25 protein-coding genes are annotated in these 18,234 nt (G+C 57.0%); 21 read left to right on the top strand and 4 right to left on the bottom strand.

Annotation, left to right across the window (positions count from 1 at the left end):
- Positions 1-4: 4 nt before the first annotated feature.
- From KP699_RS07935 to KP699_RS07895, 9 genes are all read left to right on the top strand, one after another.
- Positions 5-442 (top strand): hypothetical protein, encoded by a 438-nt coding sequence (locus KP699_RS07935; RefSeq protein WP_215762199.1) that lies wholly within the window; start codon positions 5-7, stop codon positions 440-442.
- Complete coding sequence (locus KP699_RS07930) at positions 442-876, top strand: DUF4054 domain-containing protein (RefSeq protein WP_215762198.1); 435 nt, start codon at positions 442-444, stop codon at positions 874-876. The genes KP699_RS07935 and KP699_RS07930 overlap by 1 nt, the downstream gene beginning before the upstream one ends.
- Positions 867-1,445, top strand: coding sequence for a hypothetical protein (locus KP699_RS07925; RefSeq protein WP_215762197.1), 579 nt, complete (start codon positions 867-869; stop codon positions 1,443-1,445). The genes KP699_RS07930 and KP699_RS07925 overlap by 10 nt, the downstream gene beginning before the upstream one ends.
- Complete coding sequence (locus KP699_RS07920) at positions 1,446-1,841, top strand: hypothetical protein (protein WP_215762196.1); 396 nt, start codon at positions 1,446-1,448, stop codon at positions 1,839-1,841.
- Entirely contained in the window at positions 1,787-2,353 is a 567-nt protein-coding gene (locus KP699_RS07915) for an LIC_12616 family protein (RefSeq protein WP_215762195.1), read from the top strand. Before KP699_RS07920 ends, KP699_RS07915 begins: the two co-directional genes overlap by 55 nt.
- A 3-nt stretch (positions 2,354-2,356) precedes the next feature.
- The gene (locus tag KP699_RS07910) at positions 2,357-3,508 is read left to right on the top strand and encodes a DUF3383 family protein (protein ID WP_215762194.1); all 1,152 of its coding nucleotides are present in this window, start codon (positions 2,357-2,359) and stop codon (positions 3,506-3,508) included.
- Between the two features lie 2 nt (positions 3,509-3,510).
- Complete coding sequence (locus KP699_RS07905; RefSeq protein WP_215762193.1) at positions 3,511-3,951, top strand: phage tail fiber protein; 441 nt, start codon at positions 3,511-3,513, stop codon at positions 3,949-3,951.
- Positions 3,951-4,454, top strand: a complete 504-nt coding sequence (locus KP699_RS07900) for a hypothetical protein (RefSeq protein ID WP_215762192.1) — start codon at positions 3,951-3,953, stop codon at positions 4,452-4,454. The genes KP699_RS07905 and KP699_RS07900 overlap by 1 nt, the downstream gene beginning before the upstream one ends.
- 504 nt (positions 4,455-4,958) lie before the next feature.
- On the top strand, positions 4,959-6,866 hold the full coding sequence (locus tag KP699_RS07895; protein WP_215762191.1) for a phage tail tip lysozyme: 1,908 nt from the start codon (positions 4,959-4,961) through the stop codon (positions 6,864-6,866).
- Here the strand turns inward: KP699_RS07895 and KP699_RS07890 are convergent.
- The 3 genes from KP699_RS07890 to KP699_RS07880 all read right to left on the bottom strand — a co-directional run bounded on the left by KP699_RS07890 (position 6,863) and on the right by KP699_RS07880 (position 8,846).
- Complete coding sequence (locus KP699_RS07890) at positions 6,863-7,645, bottom strand: hypothetical protein (RefSeq protein WP_215762190.1); 783 nt, start codon at positions 7,643-7,645, stop codon at positions 6,863-6,865. The genes KP699_RS07895 and KP699_RS07890 overlap by 4 nt on opposite strands.
- A gap of 322 nt (positions 7,646-7,967) precedes the next feature.
- Positions 7,968-8,453: a hypothetical protein gene (locus KP699_RS07885; protein ID WP_215762189.1), complete on the bottom strand. Its 486-nt coding sequence runs from the start codon at positions 8,451-8,453 to the stop codon at positions 7,968-7,970.
- Between the two features lie 60 nt (positions 8,454-8,513).
- Entirely contained in the window at positions 8,514-8,846 is a 333-nt protein-coding gene (locus KP699_RS07880) for an Arc family DNA-binding protein (protein WP_215762188.1), read from the bottom strand.
- 323 nt (positions 8,847-9,169) lie between these two features.
- Between KP699_RS07880 and KP699_RS07875 the strand changes: the two genes are divergently transcribed.
- Positions 9,170-9,958 carry a Rha family transcriptional regulator gene (locus KP699_RS07875; RefSeq protein ID WP_215762187.1) on the top strand — a complete coding sequence of 263 codons (789 nt, stop codon included), beginning with the start codon at positions 9,170-9,172 and terminating at the stop codon, positions 9,956-9,958.
- Here KP699_RS07875 and KP699_RS07870 read toward each other — a convergent pair.
- On the bottom strand, positions 9,955-10,107 hold the full coding sequence (locus tag KP699_RS07870) for a hypothetical protein (RefSeq protein WP_215762186.1): 153 nt from the start codon (positions 10,105-10,107) through the stop codon (positions 9,955-9,957). The two genes, KP699_RS07875 and KP699_RS07870, sit on opposite strands and share 4 nt — an antisense overlap.
- Before the next feature lie 145 nt (positions 10,108-10,252).
- Here KP699_RS07870 and KP699_RS07865 point away from each other — a divergent pair, with 145 nt between their 5' ends.
- From KP699_RS07865 to KP699_RS07815, 11 genes are all read left to right on the top strand, one after another.
- Complete coding sequence (locus KP699_RS07865; protein WP_215762185.1) at positions 10,253-10,987, top strand: phage baseplate protein; 735 nt, start codon at positions 10,253-10,255, stop codon at positions 10,985-10,987.
- Positions 10,987-11,295 carry a phage baseplate plug protein gene (locus KP699_RS07860; RefSeq protein WP_215762184.1) on the top strand — a complete coding sequence of 103 codons (309 nt, stop codon included), beginning with the start codon at positions 10,987-10,989 and terminating at the stop codon, positions 11,293-11,295. Before KP699_RS07865 ends, KP699_RS07860 begins: the two co-directional genes overlap by 1 nt.
- Positions 11,285-12,241 carry a baseplate hub protein gene (locus KP699_RS07855; protein ID WP_215762183.1) on the top strand — a complete coding sequence of 319 codons (957 nt, stop codon included), beginning with the start codon at positions 11,285-11,287 and terminating at the stop codon, positions 12,239-12,241. Before KP699_RS07860 ends, KP699_RS07855 begins: the two co-directional genes overlap by 11 nt.
- Positions 12,231-12,872, top strand: a complete 642-nt coding sequence (locus KP699_RS07850) for a baseplate assembly protein (RefSeq protein ID WP_252346875.1) — start codon at positions 12,231-12,233, stop codon at positions 12,870-12,872. Before KP699_RS07855 ends, KP699_RS07850 begins: the two co-directional genes overlap by 11 nt.
- A 93-nt stretch (positions 12,873-12,965) precedes the next feature.
- A complete protein-coding gene (locus KP699_RS07845) occupies positions 12,966-13,322 on the top strand; it encodes a hypothetical protein (protein ID WP_215762182.1) in 357 nt (118 codons plus the stop codon).
- Positions 13,309-14,535 (top strand): baseplate J/gp47 family protein, encoded by a 1,227-nt coding sequence (locus tag KP699_RS07840; RefSeq protein ID WP_215762181.1) that lies wholly within the window; start codon positions 13,309-13,311, stop codon positions 14,533-14,535. Before KP699_RS07845 ends, KP699_RS07840 begins: the two co-directional genes overlap by 14 nt.
- Before the next feature lies 1 nt (position 14,536).
- Positions 14,537-15,112, top strand: a complete 576-nt coding sequence (locus tag KP699_RS07835) for a DUF2612 domain-containing protein (protein WP_215762180.1) — start codon at positions 14,537-14,539, stop codon at positions 15,110-15,112.
- Complete coding sequence (locus tag KP699_RS07830; RefSeq protein WP_215762179.1) at positions 15,109-16,032, top strand: hypothetical protein; 924 nt, start codon at positions 15,109-15,111, stop codon at positions 16,030-16,032. Before KP699_RS07835 ends, KP699_RS07830 begins: the two co-directional genes overlap by 4 nt.
- Complete coding sequence (locus KP699_RS07825; protein ID WP_215762178.1) at positions 16,029-16,442, top strand: hypothetical protein; 414 nt, start codon at positions 16,029-16,031, stop codon at positions 16,440-16,442. Before KP699_RS07830 ends, KP699_RS07825 begins: the two co-directional genes overlap by 4 nt.
- Positions 16,439-17,179, top strand: coding sequence for a hypothetical protein (locus tag KP699_RS07820; RefSeq protein WP_215762177.1), 741 nt, complete (start codon positions 16,439-16,441; stop codon positions 17,177-17,179). The genes KP699_RS07825 and KP699_RS07820 overlap by 4 nt, the downstream gene beginning before the upstream one ends.
- Before the next feature lie 206 nt (positions 17,180-17,385).
- On the top strand, positions 17,386-18,234 hold an 849-nt coding region (locus KP699_RS07815), incomplete at its 3' end, for a hypothetical protein (protein ID WP_374196907.1).

Here is an 18,234-nt window from a genome sequence, read left to right as displayed (position 1 = left end):
AAACATGGCACTTGCAACATCTTCCAGAAGCGGCGCAACCGTGACCGTTATTTGTCGTATGCCGTCCGGCCTCGTGCTGGACCTCTACGACGAGGGTGTTCTTGCTGCGCGGGCACAGGCCACGCAGCCGATCATGACGCCTCCAGCACCCAAGGAGAGTATCCGCCTCGCGGGTGCCCGGCGCGACCCGCGCTACCACAAGCGGGAAAACATCATGCTCGGCATGGGTGGCCGCACCGAGGTGTCAGCCGATTTCTGGGAAGCATGGACGAAGCAGAATGCGAACTACATGCCTCTCAAGAAGGGGCTGATCTTCGCCATGCCGAAAGAGTCTGACGCTGTGGCGCGGCTTTCTGAGTTTCGGGACACGCGCACTGGCTTTGAGGGGCTAAACAAAGACGAGCTCCCCGGCGTGAAGCCGTTTGATAAGGAAGACGCCTGATGCCTGGCACGACCACGGGCGTTGTCACGTTTGATTATGCGGCGTGGTCGGCCCGGTATCCGGCACTTGCTCAGAACGTCAATCAGGCGTTGGCGCAGTCATATTTTGACGAGGCCACGCTTTACCTGAGCAACACGCCGTGCAGCCCCGTGCAGAACCTCGTTAGGCGGGGGCTTCTGCTGGGGCTGTTAGTGGCGCACCTCGCGCTCCTGAACCTCCCAGAGGATCAGGGCGGCACGGGTGGACTTGTGGGGCGCGTTTCTAACGCCACACGGGGCAGCGTCTCTATTGGCACAGACTACGGCACAACCTCGGAGCGTGCCGCGTGGTTCAACCAAACCCAGCCGGGGGCATCCTTCTGGGCCGCAACGCGCTTCCTGCGTCAGGCCCGGTATATTCCCGGATATCCGCAAAGGCCCCGCATATGGCCGTGAAGCTCTTTAAACTGGATACCGTACGCCGCGCGCTGACAACCCTCGTGGATAAAGTGGGCGGCCAGACGGAATTGCAGGTCGGGTTTTTTGAGGACGCAACCTATCCCGATGGAACGCCTGTTGCGTATATCGCTGCGGTTCAGGAGTTTGGAGGCACTGTTGAAGTGCCGGAGCATCAGACGGAAATTTACCGATCCATCAGGAAGGATGGAACCTTCAACAAGAAGGGGAAATTCGTCAGGCGCAGCAAGTCAAACTTCGCCACCACGCACACTGTTCCTGCGCATGTAATCACCATTCCTGCGCGTCCTTTTATGCGAGACACTATAGCTCACAATAAAGATGAATGGGGCGCGGAGATGGGGGCGGCACTCAAGGCGAGTGGGTACAACGCGCACAACGCCCTCAACATTGTTGGTGAAAAAATCGCAGACCAGATGAAGGCGGAGATTAAGGCCTTCGGTGAGGCCGGCGGCAATGCTCCCAGCACCATCAGGAAGAAGGGATTTGATGCTCCCCTTGTTGATACAGGACACATGAGAGATTCCGTGTCCTACGAGGTCAAATAAATGCCACTCAACCTCTTCGGCATAGCAGGCCGCATGACCGGCGCGGTCAACCCGTGCATTCCGGCTGATCTGTATGCCAGCGATGGTGTGGAGGATACGCCGTCTGGCGAGGTTGTGCCCAAATATATCGAGTGCCGCATCTGGATTGAGGTGCAGGCCATGACCTCGCAGGATTTGCAACAGGTCGAAAACCTGAACCAGCAAGGCGATATGCGCGCCGTTTATATCCGGGGCGGCATCAAGACTCTGAACCGCCCTCTGCAATATGGCGGCGACTTCATCAAGTTTTACGATTCTTTCTGGAAAGTGACCCAATCCTTAGAGGAATGGGGAGAGGCTGAATGGTGCAAGGTCGCAGTAACCCGCCAGATATCACCGCCCCCGGGCTGCTCGTAACCCCGTCCGAGAAGGAGATTTACACGGCGGTTAAGGCGTGGATCACGTCGATCCTGCCTTTCTCCATCACAATCCGGCAGGGGCAGCTAAATGACGTGCCCGCGCCTGTTGATCCGTTCATGCTCATGACCATCATTGGCCGGGAGCGTATCGCCACCAACGGATGGACCTACACGGAAACTGAGCGCGTGGTGGTCGAACAGACGCGCATTTCCATGCAGATATCCGCGTTCGGGCAGGGGTCAGGCAACCTGATCCAATCTGTCCTAATGCTCTGGCGAGATATGAGCGCGGCGGATGCTCTGGCGGCGTCCGGCCTGCCCATAGCCCCGCTGCATACATCAGACATTCGGCAGCTCGGTTTTATCAATGCTGAGAAAAACTACGAGGATTGCTGGAGTGTGGACCTGATTTTACAGGCCAATATCACAACCCGCATTCCTCAGCAGTTCGCCGACAAACTCACCATCGACACGCTTGAGGTCGATACAACCTATCCCTCAGAGGAGTAGCCCGTGGCTGGCATCCCCATTTCAACGAAAGTCAAAGTCACCCCCGGCGTTTTGTCCGCTGGTGGTGGGCTGAATAACCTGACCGGCCTGATCCTGACCCAGACCGTCAGCGTCGTGGCAGAAGGCACCGTGACGGAATATGACGACGCGGCCTCAGTCGCCACGGCCTTTGGCGCATCCTCAACGGAAGCAGCCATGGCGGCGGTCTATTTCAGCGGCTACACCAACGCGACCCAGACCCCGGCGCGGCTCCTGATCGGTGGGTACCCGGAAACCGGCGGGGATATGGCAACCGAACTCGCCAAGCTGCTGGCGGCCAACGCCTCGTGGAATGGCGTGACGTGTGCGTTTGAACCTGTTCTGGCAGACAAGCAGGCATTCGCAACATGGGTGTCGGCGCAGAACAACACCATCTTCGGCGTGCTGTGGGACACGGATACCGAGGCGACCACAGCCAGCAGCACCACCGCATTTGGTGTATGGCTCAAAGGCACGACGCTCAGCGGCATCACGGCGGTCTATAAAGATCCGAACGCTGCGGCTCTGGCGCTCGGCTGGATGGCCTCTCTCCCGTTCGGTACAGCAGGCGGACGGCGCAACCTGGACATGATCCAGAACGCCAACGTCATTCCGAGCGTGACGGATGGCACGACCGCAGCAACGCTGCTGGCCAACGGCTATAGCTTCTACGGTGCGTATGCCAATAAGGGCGATACCTTCCAGTTTTTTGATAACGGGGCGGTCTCTGGCGCGTTCCTGTGGGCAGACAGCTACGTCAACCAGATCTGGATGAACGCGAATTTCACGACTGATCTGGTCAACCTGCTGCTGAATAACGGGCAGATCCCCTACAACACTGAAGGCGATACGCTGGTTGAGGCGGCCTTGCAGGACACCATCAACACAGCAGTCAGCTTTGGTGCGGTGCAGTCTGGCGTAACGCTGACCGCCTCCCAGAAGCAGCAGATCAATAACGCGGCGGGCAACACCACGGCGGCGGATACGGTTCAGGCGCAGGGCTGGTACCTCAAACCCAACGTGTCCACCGCTCCGGCCTCCTACCGGGTCAAGCGCACCACGCCGCCCGCGCAGTTCTGGTACTCCGACGGCCAGAGCGTGCAGTCCATCAATCTGAGCAGCGTTGAGGTGCAGTAACCATGTCTTCCGATCTCCTGATTACATCCGCCAACGCGATCTATACGATCACGGTGCCGGGCCTGTTTAACGCACCCTTCACGCTGAAAAACTTCTCCGCCGACCGCGCTTTTGAAACTGAGGCGCGGGAGCTGGCCGAAGAGTCCATGTCCGTGGATGGCTATCTGAACGTGGGCTGGGTTGCCAATGCGGTAAGCCAGACCATCAGCCTTCAGGCCAGCAGCGACGAGGCCTCAGTGTTTGACAGCATCGTCGCCGCGCAGGATCAGGCCCGCACGATCTACCGGCTTGGCGCGGTGATCCAGCTTCCGTCCATCGGTAAGAAATACACCCTGACGCGCGGCTATCTGCGCTCCGCTGTGCAGATCCCGTCCGCTGCCCGTGTTCTGGAAGCCCGGGCCTTTGAGGTGCGTTGGGAGCGGGTTGTCCCGGCTGCAATCTGATGGCGCTGAAGCAGAAAACCGTCACCGTCCCGCATGAGGGCGCTGACAAGGGCAAGATGTTCATCATCACCCGCATGTCCGCCTATGAGGCCGACAAATGGGGGCGACATGCGGTGCAGGCAGCCATTAAGGGCGGTGGCGCCATTCCCGGCCTAACTGAGGGCGGCGGCCTTGCGGAAGTCGCTGCGGCTGGTATCGGCATCTTTGGCAGCATGGAGCCCGCAACCATGGACACGCTGATTGATCAGCTCCTTGAGTGCGTCGCCTACGTGCCGGACCTGGCGAACCCGGCTGTCACCATCCCGTTCAAACTGGCCGCCAACACGAACCAGATTGAGGAAATCCCCACAGTGGGCTGGCTCCAGAAGGAGGCCTTCTCCATGCACGTGGATTTTTTCAAGGGCGTCGGCCAGTTGTTCTCCCTGCTGTCCCTGCTGCTGCAAATGGGAAACAGCGCCCCGTCGCCCGATGCAGAAACATCAGTGAGCGCATCGCCCTCGTAATCAGCGAGGGCGTCGCCAGCCTCCACGATCTCCAGACGGTCTATGACAGCGAGGGCTTCGAAGACTTGCTGGAGATTGCTGTTGTGAAAAGGTTTAATAGGTAAAAATATCTTTAATTACGTTCTTTCATTTCCCACTCGTCCCAAAAATATCTGGCTGGGATAGAAAGATCATTAAAGTAAACTGATAGATATAGAATGGAATCCGGGTCTAGTTTTTCACGAAGATTCTCTATGAATAAATCCTGCCTCTTTAAATCGGTAAGATATACACTCACGTCATCGCGTTTTTTACCATAAATTGCCGAGAAAACATTGCAATTCTTCCAATCTTTTGTCTGGCTAGCCAGAAGAAAAACAGTCGATCCGTTGCGGAAGGCAGCGCTAACCGGGATCAGTTGAGCGAAGAAATACATATTCACCTCGAAGATCTTCAGAAAAAACAGAATGAAACTGCCGGAATATTGAGATTCTGGGCAAATCAACTCTCCCGAAAGCAGTACGCATGCCCACCATGATTGATTCCCTCGTCGTCTCTCTGGGTCTGGACGCCAAGGCTGTCGTGAAGGGGCAGAAGCAGGCTGAGGGGGCGTTTAAGCACGTCCAGACCAGTGCCGCGAAAATGGGTGATGGCGTTGCGACGGCCGCCAATACGGCGGGGGATGCCTTCCATTCTCTGGAGCGTAAGGCTCTGGCCTTCTTTGCTGTCCTGACCGCCGGGAAAACGCTCAAGGCCTTCATCAGCGACACGACCAGCGCCAACGTGGCAGCAGGGAATATGGCCCGCAATCTGGGTGTGTCAGTCAACAGCCTGACAGCGTGGCAAAAGGCCGCGCAGGCTGCTGGCGGCTCTGCTGAGGATGTGTCCAGCTCTCTCGGTTCTCTGGTATCCCAGTTCCAGACCATCGACGGGCGGCGCAATCTGGGCATGACGTTCGGCCAGATGGGTGTACGACTGGAAGGTGCGAACGGCCAGTTGCGGGACATGAACAGCCTCATGCCGGACCTCGCCCGTGCAGCGCAGCGCCTTGGCCCGCAGTTGTTCTCCGCCCTTGGTTCTCAGGCCGGGTTCTCTCAGGGGTTCATCAACCTGCTGGAGCAGGGGCCGGAGCATATCCAGAAGCTTTACGCGTCGCTTCAGAAGTATGCACCAACGGAACGCGACACGCGCGCATCTGCGCAACTGCTGGAAGACTGGACGAAGCTCACTGCGCAGTCAGAGGCGTTTGGTCGTTCGATCATGACCGACCTGAGCCCGGAAGTGCATGAGCTGATGCAGTGGGTCAGCGGCCTGGTAGACCGCAACCAACTCTGGCTCCGGCAGGATATTGACCAGTATGTGAAGCGCTTTGGCGATGAAATCCAGTCCGTTGACTGGCGCGGGATTGGTCAGCAGATCAAGCAATGGTGGGACTATCTGACCAGCATTGACTGGAGCAAGATCGGGCAGGACGTGAAAGATTTTGCGTCTGGCGCTGATAATGCGGCGAAGGCCGTTGGTGGCTGGCAGAACGTGGCTGAGGGATTGTTCGCTCTCTGGGTCGGTTCAAAATTCCTTGCTGTCCTGCGTAATGTGCAGATGCTGGCGGCTGCAACGGGTGCAGGGCTTGGTGGCGTGTCAAAACTGCTTGCAGCCGCAGGCGTGGGGTATGCGGCGCACAAGGGGCTTCAGGCAGTTGACCCAAACGACGATCTCGGCGGCTGGATAGACAAAAACATCCCCGGTGCGTCGTTCATGGATAACCTCGCGTCCCATGTCGGCCTTGGCCGTTCCTATGCGGAACAGAGCGTGAGGAAGGCTGTCAACGCCGCGTCACCGGCCGACATGATCAATGTCGCCAACACTGCCGTAGGCATGGGGTGGAGTAGGGAGCAGGCCATGGGCCTACTGTCTAATGCCATGTCAGAAAGTGCGCTTGACCCGTTTTCCGTTGGGGATAACGGCGGCGCATATGGGCTTTTCCAATGGCATGGAGACCGCCAGGCGCAATATGCCGCCCGGTACGGGCACACCATGCAATCCGTGAAGGACAAAGACGCCGCTACCAAGGAGCAAATGGATTTTGCGAACTGGGAGCTGTCGCACACGGAAAAGCAGGCTGGGGACTTGTTGAGGCAGTCTACTGATCCGGGAATGGCCGGGGCTATTGTTTCCCGGTATTTTGAGCGGCCAAAAGATCAGGATGGAGAGGTAGAAAAGCGCGGCGCATTGGCTGAATATCTTGCCTCTCAGAACAGTGTCGTGGGTGCAGCGCTGTCTGCCCCGACCAGCGGTGGCAATACAAACAATGTCACCAACCACATGACTATTCACGCCCCGGGCGGAGACCCCAAGCAGATCACGAAGGCCGTCAAATCAGCATTCAATGATCCTCGCATGCAGGCGTGGCAGACTAATATGGGGCTAGTTTAAGGGGTGGAAGGCAATTGAAAACTGGTTGGGTGGATGTCGAATTCTGGATTCATGAACACATCGTGCCCGGCCAAATCACCAAAACCACCCCATAAGTAACTCCCTCCCCACTCTATATTGTCGGGCGTAAGCCCTTCGTCTTCATGCTTTGGCAAAAGGTCTCCAGAAACAACAATCACACTGCCTTTTGATATCTTGGCCAGAACAGGCAGATCATCTTTCTTTGGTGTGTAGAGGAATATTTTAACCGATATTTCTGGAGAGCAAGGAGAAATCAGATCAGCGCTGAGTGAACCTCCATCCATATCGTCAGTATAAGTGAATTCTTTTACGTATAGAGACCAGTTTTTTATGCGCGGATGCTCTCTTCCTAAATAGGAAGCTATCTTTTTATTTCTTTCATTAAAAACATTGTCTATTTTCCCGCGCAGTGGATCGCGGATGATTTTTGCAGCTATCTTATTGCCCTGATTTTCAGCTTTTTGCCACGCATCCTCTAACGGAAGGTAGGCCTGACTATACTCAGAAAAATAGGAGCACACTTTTTTTTGCTGCGTGTTTATCTTTATGGGGCGATCTGAAGAAGTTTTCTCTTCATCATTTTTGGGAATTTCCGTTGTCGCGACGTGTAGCGAGGGCTGATTTGATGACCCGAAAACCCCCTCCACCTTTCCGACCACGAATCCAATAACCATGATTATAAGGAATGGAATAAATAAGGCTCTTATCAGTGAAAAAATTAGCAGGGCCACGATGATAGCTAAAATAAGAATAATCAAATCCACCTCCCGTTAAATTTCGGAGAGGATAGCTGTACCGGGTGGCGGGGGAAACTTCTTCTTGTACGGCGTGGGCGCTGGTACTAAGCTGCCCAAATTGGACAGAGAGCAGGAGCCACTATCATGATTGAGCAGATAAATCTCCTCGTGCAAATTGATAAGGTCTGGTTTGAGACGACCGGGCGCGGCTCGATACTTATGGCCATGACAAACTCACCCTTTGTCGGGGCAGAAGGCTTTTGTGCCCCGGTCCTGTTTGGTGAGCAGGAATTCATGGCCACCTTCACCTTCTCGGGAGCGATTTCCTTCGAAGGCGAAAACGTCAGCCGAGGGCTGTACCGAGCCACTGAATTAAATCCGGTGCGCTCTCCACCCCCTTCGAAATCAGAGACGACGTTAAATCTTTCAGGGCCTCGCTTCCCAGCGCCTTCACCTGCCGCTTGAGCCCCGCCTTCGTGGCGTCTGGCTCAGACGTTTCATCGACTGCCTTGCACAACAAGGCTTTGATCGTATCGCCATCCAGCTTGACGGTGATTGTTTTGTCTTCTGCTGTCAGGCCACCATCTTCACTGAGGTAATCAAGCCCCTTGGCCGTGAGCTGAACGCCGCCCCAATTCCAGTGGTTTCCTATACAGCTTTCTTGGCAGTAGGAAACAATAAGACCGTGGGATGCCAGATAAGTGACGCTCTCTCTGAGAATATCGCGGTTGATATCGCTAAATATCTCTATGTCCGAGACATGAGCCATGCCGTAAGGCCGCAGTCTCGATAATACACTCAGCCATTGTTCTTTTGTTAGCGCGACCATGCGAATCCTCCATGTGGGGGAGCATGCCCGTACCGGGTGGGGTTGGGGAGTCAGGGTCTGTTATTGTTTGCCCTCGTTAGTCGCTTTGTAAAGCCGATCTTCCAACTCCTGCTTAGCTTCAGATATTTGCTGCTCGAGCGCCGAGAGCGATCTTAGCGCAGAAACGGCCATATGAATTGATTCTGAGATTGGATCACTGGCCATTAGATCGGAAACTTGCCGCATATCGCTTGAGGCGCTTCGTTGCTCACCAATGCGGAGTATATGCCCGCTAAGGATGGAGACAATTTCGGCGTTCAGAGACTGCCGATGGTCGTGCGCCAACTCAAAGACTTGGGAATGAACATCCTTAGGTAGCCGTAACGTGACTCGAACCGTACCTTCTTCGCTCATTACTTCCCCCACCTTTGTGTGATCTCTGTCGATAGCAACATCTCCGCAAAAAACAACATTGACACTAAATACGCCAGTGGCGTAAGTAGTGTCTAGTCAACAACGGGAGGTGCAAATTTCTACCCCACTCAACGATTGCCGCAGAATGACATTAAGGCTCAGGCCTGATGTTTATGAGGCAGTTCGCCGCTCAGCTTTTGGGAATTTCCGGAGCATCACGGCGGAAATCAATGAGCTTCTTTTTGAAGCAACAAAAAAGGCGTCAGACCCAGCCCTAGGAAAGCAGTCTGACGCCTCTGACAGTGAATAAGGAAAACACTGATATGAATACTGTTATCACAGCAGCAGCACCAAATTCCAGCCCTATGATGTCCAGCAAGGAAATTGCTGAACTGACCGGGAAGGCGCACAAGAACGTAATACGCGATATTGAATCGATGATCGCTGAGATAGAAAAAGATGGCTCAAATCTGAGCCATCAAGCAAAATCAACGGGTTACACTGTTGAGCGCGATAATCGTGGATACGTAAAAATCATCCACCTCGACCACAGCCACACCATCACTCTCATTACTGGGTATGACGCCAAGCAGCGTAAGAAGGTGGTTGATCGCTGGCTGGAGCTGGAAACGATGCCTAACTCCATATCAAAGCCCATCGACCGGATTACAGTTCTTCGCAAAGCGATTGCGCTGCATGGCTCAGCGCTGGCCTTCAACAAGCGGCAGGGAATGGATCTGACGCAGGCGCGGTTAAAAGCGGTTGCCACTGTTAAAGAGCAGATGGGGATTGATCTGACGGAAGAGCTTGGGTGGCAAGCTCAGCCACTTGCGGTGCAAGAGAGAACCGTCAACGCTACCGAAATCGGGCGAGAGATCGGCCTGAAGAATACCGAGGTCAATCAGCTTCTGGCGGAGCAGGGCTTTTGCACGGGGCTTCGTGACCTCAAGGGGCGTCGGGTCTGGAAGCCTACCGCCAAGGGGCTGAAGTTTGGTCGGTATGAAGACAAGACGAAGGCGCACTCCAGTGGCACCGTGCAGCCTTGGGTCTGGTTCCCTTCCATTATTGAGGAGCTGCGCCCTTTTGCCCGGACGCCAGCGCAAACAGCCTAACACAGGCCTGCCACCCCTTCGGGGGTGGCAACGCTGGCGTGAAGCGTATGAGTGAGGTGGAATTGCGGGAAGCGATGGCGGGAGGCGTCGGTGCCTTCATTCTGGATGGACAGACAGAACGCGCGAAGCACAGGCGCGATCTTCTTCAAAAGTGCGCTCTAGCCACCATGCAACTATGGAACGATCTGGAGCAGGAAGGGCCGGCCGGGCGGAAGGCGCTGGCTTGATAAAGGAGGGCGGCCAGCGCGCCGCCTTTCTCTTGTACCCACCCCCAAAACATGAGACTCTACCCCCATGCCCCTACCATCCATAGGCCTTCCCTCACTCTGGGATATTCCCGTAGCCGCAGGCGTCCCGGCCTTGCTGGGGCAGTCTGTCGCGACCGGCATCAAGGCATCCGCGTCAACTATCCTCGCGACCGCTCTGGATGAATACACAATCACCAATGCGGCTAGTCAGTGGGGGATTTTCACCGCGTCCAACCAGCCGGTTCTGACGTCGGGCCATGTGCGGGCCGTCGGCATCCAGAGCATGTATCAGACGTCTGATGCCCCGCAGGAAAACGGTTCATTTCTCAGCTACAACAAGAGCCGCATACCGGGTCGCTATGAGGTGGAGATGGTGTGTGACGGCAGCAGCTTCGAGTACGGGTCGGCCAGCATTTTTTCTGACCTCCTGTCCTCAATGGGGCTGTCGTCTTCCCCGTCCTCTGCTGCACAGACAAAGGCCCTGTTCACGGCGGCACTCGGTCAGCTTTCCTCCAGTCTTGATCTGTATGCCGTGGCTACGCCCGAGGCCACATATTCCAACGTGAATATCCTCGGGTACTCGTTGGAGCGGGAGGCGCGCAGAGGCGTCTCCATGCTCTATGCGCGGATCTATCTGCAAGAAATCAGAATGACGGCGACAGAAACACCTGCGGTGGCGAAGAATGCGTCCGGACAATCCATGGTCACGGGGGGCAATGTGCAGACGCAAAGCCTGACGCCGGATCAGGTGAATGCTCTGGCGCAAGGGGGTATTTTCTGATGGCGACCGTTACGATCCCCATCAGCGCCGTGGCATATCAGCAGATCAATGTCCCGTTATCCGGCAATGCCGTCACACTCACAATTCAGCAGCGTACCAATGGCGTCTATATGGATGTAGCTCTGAATGGCACGCAGATCCTCGCTGGTATCGTCTGTCAGGACCGAACGTGGATCGTCAGGCGCGCATATCTCGGGATGCCGGGTGATCTTTGCTTTTTTGACACGCAGGGAACGCAGGACCCCGCCTATACCGGCTTTGGTAGCCGCTACATCCTGATCTACGAGGCAGGGAAAAATGCCGGGTAGTTTCACGCAAAAGAAAATTGATATCGATTTTGATATCAGGCAGGGCGGATTTTCCGGGAGCCCGGAAACCATCACCCTTATGGACCATCGCGTGAGCTGTCAGGTGCTCAGCACTGGACTTGAAACGGGCATGATGTGCTCAGTCCGGATCGAGGGCATGAAGCTCAGCACCATGAACCGCCTGTCTGTGGCGCAGGCCAGTGTGATTGACCAGTCGTCAAACAGTATCACCGTGCGCGCGGGGGATGCAGGGGCGACGCGCCCAACCATTTTCACGGGCGGCATAGTCGAGGCGTTTGTTGATTACGCAGGCGCTCCGAATGTGGCGTTTCAGGTTACGGCCCTGTCTACCGCGATCCCGGCCGCAATGCCGATTGCCGCAACATCCTTCGCAGCCGGCGCAAAAGTTTCCGATATCATGCAAGCAATTGCAGCCAAGGTAGGTCTCGGATTTTCCAATCATGGCGTTGATGCCGTGATGACCGGCGGCGTCAATTACCCCGGATCTGCGATGCAGCAGATTGACTCCTGCGCCCGGTCGGTCGGTATTGAATACCACATCGGCATGGATACTCTCTCGATCTGGCCAAAGGATGTTGCTGCGGCTGATTCCGCCACACTTGTCTCGGCGGACACGGGCATGGTTGGCTATCCCAATTACAGTCAGGGCGGCGTTCTGGTGCAGACGCTGTTTAATCCGGGCATCAATTTCCGGGACACGATCAAGCTGCAAAGCGATTATTCCCCTGCTGCGTGGGTCAATAATTATGGTCAATTGCGGGAAGTAGCAGGCGCAGCTTCCATGTATCCGGCCTCCAATGGCTTGTGGGTTGTGCAAAAAATTGAGCATGACCTGCAAACAGAAACGCCGGGTGGACCGTGGTTTACGATGGTGGAGGCGCAGAGGCCTGAGTTTGCAGGGAGGGTGGCGACCTTTGGGCGATAAATACACAGGGACAAAAAAAGCCTCGGACGGAGCGAGTAATTTCAACGCGCTCAATTCGGCAATCCGGCGGATTTTAAGCATGGGCGGCGGCCCAGCTCTGGTGGAGGTGAAGGCGGTGAACGGCACCGGCCTGAACGCGGCTGGGTTTGTCGATATCCTGCCGATGGTCCACCAGCAGGACGGGGCAGGGCGGACAACACCGCACGGCCTCATACACGGCGCGCCGTATGCCAGACTGCAAGGGGGGAAACGGGCCTTTATTTGCGATCCGGCAGTAGGTGATATCGGAATTGCTATCATCTGCGCCCGCGATATTTCAAACGTCAAAGTCAATCGTAAGCCTTCAGCGCCGGGGTCGTACCGGCAGTTTGATCTGGCGGACGCGGTCTACCTCGGCGGCTACCTAAACGCAGCCCCCGAGGAATACTGCGGCTGGGTCAATGGAGACTTCCACGTAAAAACTGCTGGAAAATTCATCGTTGATGCTGCCGAGTGCGATATTAACTGCGCGGTTAATGTGTCTGGCGATGTGGCAGCAACGGGCGACGTAAAGGCGGGCAATATCAGCCTGGAGCAGCACAAACACCCCGGCGTGCAGGCTGGGAGTGGGGAGACTGGGTTGCCGGAATAGGGTTGCTTCCATCGACAAGTTTTTCTATATTCCTTTCATCCTCCAAATTTCTGTATCTAGCCGTCCTTCGGGGCGGCTTTTTTGTTTGGCGCCATGGCCTCAACACTCCTCCTTGACCGGACAACGTGGGATCTGGTTCTGGACGCATCCGGCAATATCGCCGTCGCGTCTGAGCCATATTCCACCGTGCAGGACGTGGCGTCCGCAATCCGTGTTTTTGCCGGTGAGTGCTTTTACGACACCAGCAAGGGTCTACCGTATATGCGCCTGATCCTCGGTCGGTCGCAGTCGGCCGGTGTGTTCCGCACACAGGCGGAGCAGGCCGCGCTCACCGTGCCCAACGTCACAGCCGCAAAATGCGTGATCACAGCCATCAGCGCCCAACGGCAGCTCTCAGGCACCATCTTCCTCTCTCTCAGCGACGGAACAACGCAAAATGTCGGGTTCTAACAGCGCGGGCACCACATCCGTTCCCGCGCCCTCCCTGACGGATGCCGGGTTCGTCGCCCCGGCTGAGGCGGATATTCTGACGGGAGCTCTGGCCGATCTCAATGCGGCATTTGGCAACGCGCTGAACTCGGACCTGTCTACCCCGCAGGGACAGCTTGCCACGACGCTCACGGCCATTCTGGGCGACGCTTACGACCAGATGATGGCTGTGTTTGATGGCGTGGACCCGGCGCGGGCCTCTGGCCAGATGCAGGATGCTATCGGGGAGCTTTACTTTCTGGAGCGCCGCGGGGCCACGGCAACCGTCGTCTCAGTTGTCTGCACCGGGTCTGCGGGCACAGTCGTGCCAGAGGGGACGCTGATACAGGACAGCTCCGGCAACAAATACGCGGCAGACGGCCCGATCACGCTCAACGCAACAGGCACGGCCACGGGCACGTTTTCCTGCACCACCACTGGCGCAATTGACTGCCCGGTTAATACCGTCAGCGTCTACCAGTCCGTCACGGGCCTCTCGTCCGTCACCAATCCGGCCGCAGGCGTCACCGGGTCTGAGCAGGAAGGCCGGATCGCGTTTGAGCAGCGGCGGCAGGAGAGCGTGGCCGCAAACGCCATTGGCGCACTGGGCGCAATCTCCGGGGCGGTGCAGGCCGTCTCCGGCGTGACAGACGCCTACGTGACGGACAACGGCACCGGTGCGGCGGTCACGACCGGCGGCGTCTCTATCGCGGCTCATAGCCTATTCGTGTGTGTCAACGGCGGCACTGACGAGGGTGTGGCTCTGGCTATCCTCAGCAAAAAACCACCCGGCTGCGGCTACACAGGCACAACGTCTGTCACGGTTGCGGACCCGAGCGCGTCCTACAACACAGCACCGAGCTATGCCGTGCAGTTCACGCGTGCGACGGCAACGCCGGTTTATATCGCTGTGACCCTGCAAAGCTCCAGCGCGGTACCGGCCACGGCGGAAACCGAGATACAGGCCGCCATTCTGTCCGCGTTTAATGGCGCCGACGGCGGCAGCCGGGCACGTATTGGCGGCAAGCTCTTTGCGTCCCGCTATTATGCGGCTGTGGCCGCACTGGGAACGTGGGTGCAGATTGTGGAAATCACGATCGGGACTGTCGCCAGCCCGACCGGTTTCACCGCGCAGATGCAGATTGACCAGATCCCGACACTGGATGCGTCTGGCATAACCGTCACGGTGCAATGACATGCAGGACTATGCAAAAACGGTCCTGTCCCAATACGCCAACTCGCGGCGCCTGCAGACCATCCTTGAGGGGTGGAATCAGGCGTTTGACCCGGCCACCCTGATTGACCTCTGGTATCAGCGCGTCTGGAACCTCAGCACCGCGCAGGGCTACGGGCTGGACGTGTGGGGCCGCATTGTGGGTGTCAGCCGGGTCCTGACAATCACGTCCGGAAAATACTTTGGCTTTTCCGAAGCGAATGATCTGACAGAAGAGGGGTTCGACACCGCGCCCTTTTACTCCGGCACGTCAGTCACCAGCAATTTCCGCCTGTCTGATGATGGGTTCCGGCAGCTCATTTATGCCAAGGCCTTGGCCAACATTACGGATGGCTCTGTTCTCAGCCTGAACGCCATCCTCATGACGCTGTTTGCCGGGCAGGGCGATGCCTACGTCAAAGACAATGGCGATATGACCATGGCCTATGTTTTCAATTTCATCCCGACGGATGTGCAGGTCTCCATCATCCAGAACAGTGGCGTCCTGCCGCGTCCGGCTGGCGTTGAGGTCTCCTACCAGATCAAGAGCGCATCATGAAAAGCACTGACGATCACAGCATATTCACCACGCTGATTGGCAGCTCTGCGTCATCTGGGGATATCGCCACGATCCCGGCAACACAGGGCACGGCAGGCGACGGCACAGCATCGCTGGCTCTGGCCTTCCCGCCGGAGACGTTTATTGCGCAGGATGCTGGCGGCAAGCCTCCGCGCGGCGCGGATATGAACGGGTTTCTGCGCCTGCTCTCTCATGCTGTGCAGGCTTTGCAGGCGGGCTACGTGGGGCAGTATAACTCGACCCTCGCGCAGTCCATTGGCGGGTATCCGTCTGGCGCGATTGTCTCCGGCTCCGCAGTGGGCACGTTCTGGATCTCCACCGCTGAGAACAACGTGACGGTGCCGGGAGAAGATGGTGCGACGTGGAAAAGTCTCTTTGATGGCTATGCCACGCAGGATTGGGCGAACTCGTGGTTCGTCAAAAATCTCGGCGGCACAAAGGGGATTATCGGTGCGACGATAGATTCCACCACCGGCCAGCCGTCTTTTCAGGATGGGTCTGAAAACTGGCACCAGATGCAGGTTTATGGCCAGTGCCCCAAGTTTTCTGACTTTGTCTCCGGCTGGGGGCAGAATGGATACGTTGAGATTCCAACATCCGGGAACTGGAAACTGGTTGTCCAGTGGGTTCAGTTTCAAGGCGTGACCGGACCGGGGGGTAACAACGGCGCAGGCCGCTACGAGACTGAAGATATCTTTGTAACGTGGCCCCTCGGTATGGGGAGTCTGCTTTCAATCCCGGGGCTTGCTGTTGAAGACGTGGTGGGTGTCGGTATGCAGGAGCAGGTCTGGAAAATGGCCAATCCCACAGCAACGATCGGATCATTCCGGCTGGCCTGCAACGCACCGGGCATCACCATGACGGGCAGTGCATTGATTATTGGGAGTATTTCAGTATGATGTGGCAGTATTCTGAATCTACCGGGTTTTCCAAACAGCCAAAGACTGGTGTCAGCGCCGGGTGTGTGGCCGTCTCTGACGCTGATTACGCTGGACTGTTTGCCGCCCAGTCCAAGGGTGCGCGGATCACCCCGGCCGCAGACGGATCTCCGCAGGCGGTGGACGGAGAGGGGGCCGTAATCGATATCTCCACCGTCGCAACTGCCGGGACGTATGCCAAGCCGTATACGCCTACGCTGGCGGACAAGGCGATAACGGCTCTGGCCTCTGCCAAGGCATACACGCAGTCGGAATATACCGATTTTGGCGACGCCATCCCGGATGCGTGGAAGACGTACCTCAAGGCGCTGCGCGATATCGCAAACGGCACGGATACCGCCAGCGCCGCGCTCCCGGCAGCGCCATCATGACAGCACCCATCCCCTCGCCAATCTGGCAACCTGCGGCCTCGCGGGTGATCCCGATTGCGGCCCCGGCCAACTTACGCACACGCGGGCTGGTGCCGGAGATCGTCACGCTCTCGTGGGCCCCCAAATCCAGCGCAGACCATTTTGATTTCAGTCTGGATCTGTCTGAGGTCTTGTCCTGCACGGGCGATTATGTGGCGTCTGTGTCCGCCAGCGTGCCGACGGCCACCGGCTCGGCGACTGATCTGGCTGTGCTGTGGACGAGCGTTGTCAATGGTCTGGCGTGCGTTTTTCTGGGCGGCGGGCCGCCGGGGACCACGCAGACCGTGCGGGTGGTCGTGGTTACTCAGCAGGGCCGAACAGTCACGCAGGATGTTGCTCTGTCCATCAGCAGCTATTCCGTTGCGACTGTGGCAACACCTCCTCCCGCACTGGAAGACGGAACCCCTATACCGCCCAACGCCATCCAGTTGCCGGGCGGGGGAATCCTATCCCTCGGATCGTCCGTCGTCTCTATCAGTCTGAGCGATTTGCTCCTGCCCGATGGGTCGCCACTGCTCAATAGTAGCACTCAGACGGTAACCTATTTGTCTGATCTGATTTTACCCGCTGGAGAGAGGTTGCTCGACACCACGGGGCAGCCGCTTGGCGTGACAGCAACGGACACAACCACTCAGTTATTCGGCACTTTGGCGACCGCAGATCGCCAAACCCAAACTGACCTGCTCCTGTTCGCCTGATCTGATCACATCTCACCTTCCTTCACACAACCGGCCTCTGAGCCGGTTTTTTTTGTGCCCAAACGAGGACAAAAATGTCTGGATCAAACACAACGTCATCCGGTACGCCCATCTCCGATCTCCCTCTTGCCTCATCTGTTGCTGCGACAGACACCCTCCTCGGTATCGTAGGCGGCGGCTCCGCTACGGGCGGCGACGCACATCAGGTGAGCGTAGAGGTTTTGGGGAGTGCTGTGTCCAGTGCAGCAGGTATTCCCGACGCTGTGTCGTCTGCTACGGCAGCCGCGACACAGGCAGATGCAGCAGCTAAAAAGGCCTATGATGCCAGCACACAGGCGGTGCAGAATCAGGCTGGTGTAGCCAGCGGTGTTGCGCAGCTCGACAAGCAAGCTCAGCTCTATTTGCAGGGCCAGAGCGCGCTGGCAGTAACGCCCGCTACACCTGCAACCAGCAGCAGCACGGCAACGCCCGCCATGCTCACTCCGTTGCTACCGTTGCATCCCAACACGGGTGTTGGTCCTGATGGAGAGACTCTGGGCGGGATGGCTACGCAGGTCGCCAGCGCCTTGCAAAAAAGCTCATCCGGGCAGCCGGGTGGCTACGTGCCCCTCGATGAATCTAGCGTAGGGCAATTTACGCAGAATGGGTTTGCCATCCCGATGCGGGAAGACCCGGCCATTGGTCCTTTCCAAGTTGGTTATTATGCCAATTACCGTGAGTTGACGTTCCGGGTAACAACACCGGGCGGCAACATTCTCGCGTTTGAAAATCTTGCCCCCAACGGTTACGCGGCAATTACGTTTCGCGGTCCAGACGCCGGTGGTGGAGCGTCATACGAGCATGGCGCAATAGGCTACGGTCCACAGCTGCCTTGGGGTGCTACAAGAGGACTGACGTTTTGGGAAATAAGCAGCTTCGACGGAACGTCCAGCACAACACTGCGCAGTGTGCCTGGAATTATCCAAGAAACCGGCGCGCATTTTACCAGTTACCAGGAAGCGCAAGTCGTATTTAATTATAACACGAATACGATTGAGAAACTTGATGGATCGGTA

Source organism: Acetobacter sp. P1H12_c (assembly GCF_018811975.1).
Taxonomy (GTDB): Bacteria; Pseudomonadota; Alphaproteobacteria; order Acetobacterales; family Acetobacteraceae; genus Acetobacter; species Acetobacter persici.
The sequence above is the reverse complement of the archived record's forward strand: the minus strand, read 5'-3'. Positions and strand labels throughout refer to the sequence as shown.

What these genes read in the sequence shown, in the direction of transcription:
- KP699_RS07935 (WP_215762199.1), top strand. Translation starts at nt 5, where the DNA reads ATGGCACTTGCAACATCTTCCAGAAGCGGCGCAACCGTGACCGTTATT.
- KP699_RS07930 (WP_215762198.1), top strand. Translation starts at nt 442, where the DNA reads ATGCCTGGCACGACCACGGGCGTTGTCACGTTTGATTATGCGGCGTGG.
- KP699_RS07925 (WP_215762197.1), top strand. Translation starts at nt 867, where the DNA reads ATGGCCGTGAAGCTCTTTAAACTGGATACCGTACGCCGCGCGCTGACA.
- KP699_RS07920 (WP_215762196.1), top strand. Translation starts at nt 1,446, where the DNA reads ATGCCACTCAACCTCTTCGGCATAGCAGGCCGCATGACCGGCGCGGTC.
- KP699_RS07915 (WP_215762195.1), top strand. Translation starts at nt 1,787, where the DNA reads ATGGTGCAAGGTCGCAGTAACCCGCCAGATATCACCGCCCCCGGGCTG.
- KP699_RS07905 (WP_215762193.1), top strand. Translation starts at nt 3,511, where the DNA reads ATGTCTTCCGATCTCCTGATTACATCCGCCAACGCGATCTATACGATC.
- KP699_RS07900 (WP_215762192.1), top strand. Translation starts at nt 3,951, where the DNA reads ATGGCGCTGAAGCAGAAAACCGTCACCGTCCCGCATGAGGGCGCTGAC.
- KP699_RS07895 (WP_215762191.1), top strand. Translation starts at nt 4,959, where the DNA reads ATGCCCACCATGATTGATTCCCTCGTCGTCTCTCTGGGTCTGGACGCC.
- KP699_RS07885 (WP_215762189.1), bottom strand. Translation starts at nt 8,453, where the DNA reads ATGGTCGCGCTAACAAAAGAACAATGGCTGAGTGTATTATCGAGACTG.
- KP699_RS07880 (WP_215762188.1), bottom strand. Translation starts at nt 8,846, where the DNA reads ATGAGCGAAGAAGGTACGGTTCGAGTCACGTTACGGCTACCTAAGGAT.
- KP699_RS07875 (WP_215762187.1), top strand. Translation starts at nt 9,170, where the DNA reads ATGAATACTGTTATCACAGCAGCAGCACCAAATTCCAGCCCTATGATG.
- KP699_RS07865 (WP_215762185.1), top strand. Translation starts at nt 10,253, where the DNA reads ATGCCCCTACCATCCATAGGCCTTCCCTCACTCTGGGATATTCCCGTA.
- KP699_RS07860 (WP_215762184.1), top strand. Translation starts at nt 10,987, where the DNA reads ATGGCGACCGTTACGATCCCCATCAGCGCCGTGGCATATCAGCAGATC.
- KP699_RS07855 (WP_215762183.1), top strand. Translation starts at nt 11,285, where the DNA reads ATGCCGGGTAGTTTCACGCAAAAGAAAATTGATATCGATTTTGATATC.
- KP699_RS07845 (WP_215762182.1), top strand. Translation starts at nt 12,966, where the DNA reads ATGGCCTCAACACTCCTCCTTGACCGGACAACGTGGGATCTGGTTCTG.
- KP699_RS07840 (WP_215762181.1), top strand. Translation starts at nt 13,309, where the DNA reads ATGTCGGGTTCTAACAGCGCGGGCACCACATCCGTTCCCGCGCCCTCC.
- KP699_RS07835 (WP_215762180.1), top strand. Translation starts at nt 14,537, where the DNA reads ATGCAGGACTATGCAAAAACGGTCCTGTCCCAATACGCCAACTCGCGG.
- KP699_RS07830 (WP_215762179.1), top strand. Translation starts at nt 15,109, where the DNA reads ATGAAAAGCACTGACGATCACAGCATATTCACCACGCTGATTGGCAGC.
- KP699_RS07825 (WP_215762178.1), top strand. Translation starts at nt 16,029, where the DNA reads ATGATGTGGCAGTATTCTGAATCTACCGGGTTTTCCAAACAGCCAAAG.
- KP699_RS07820 (WP_215762177.1), top strand. Translation starts at nt 16,439, where the DNA reads ATGACAGCACCCATCCCCTCGCCAATCTGGCAACCTGCGGCCTCGCGG.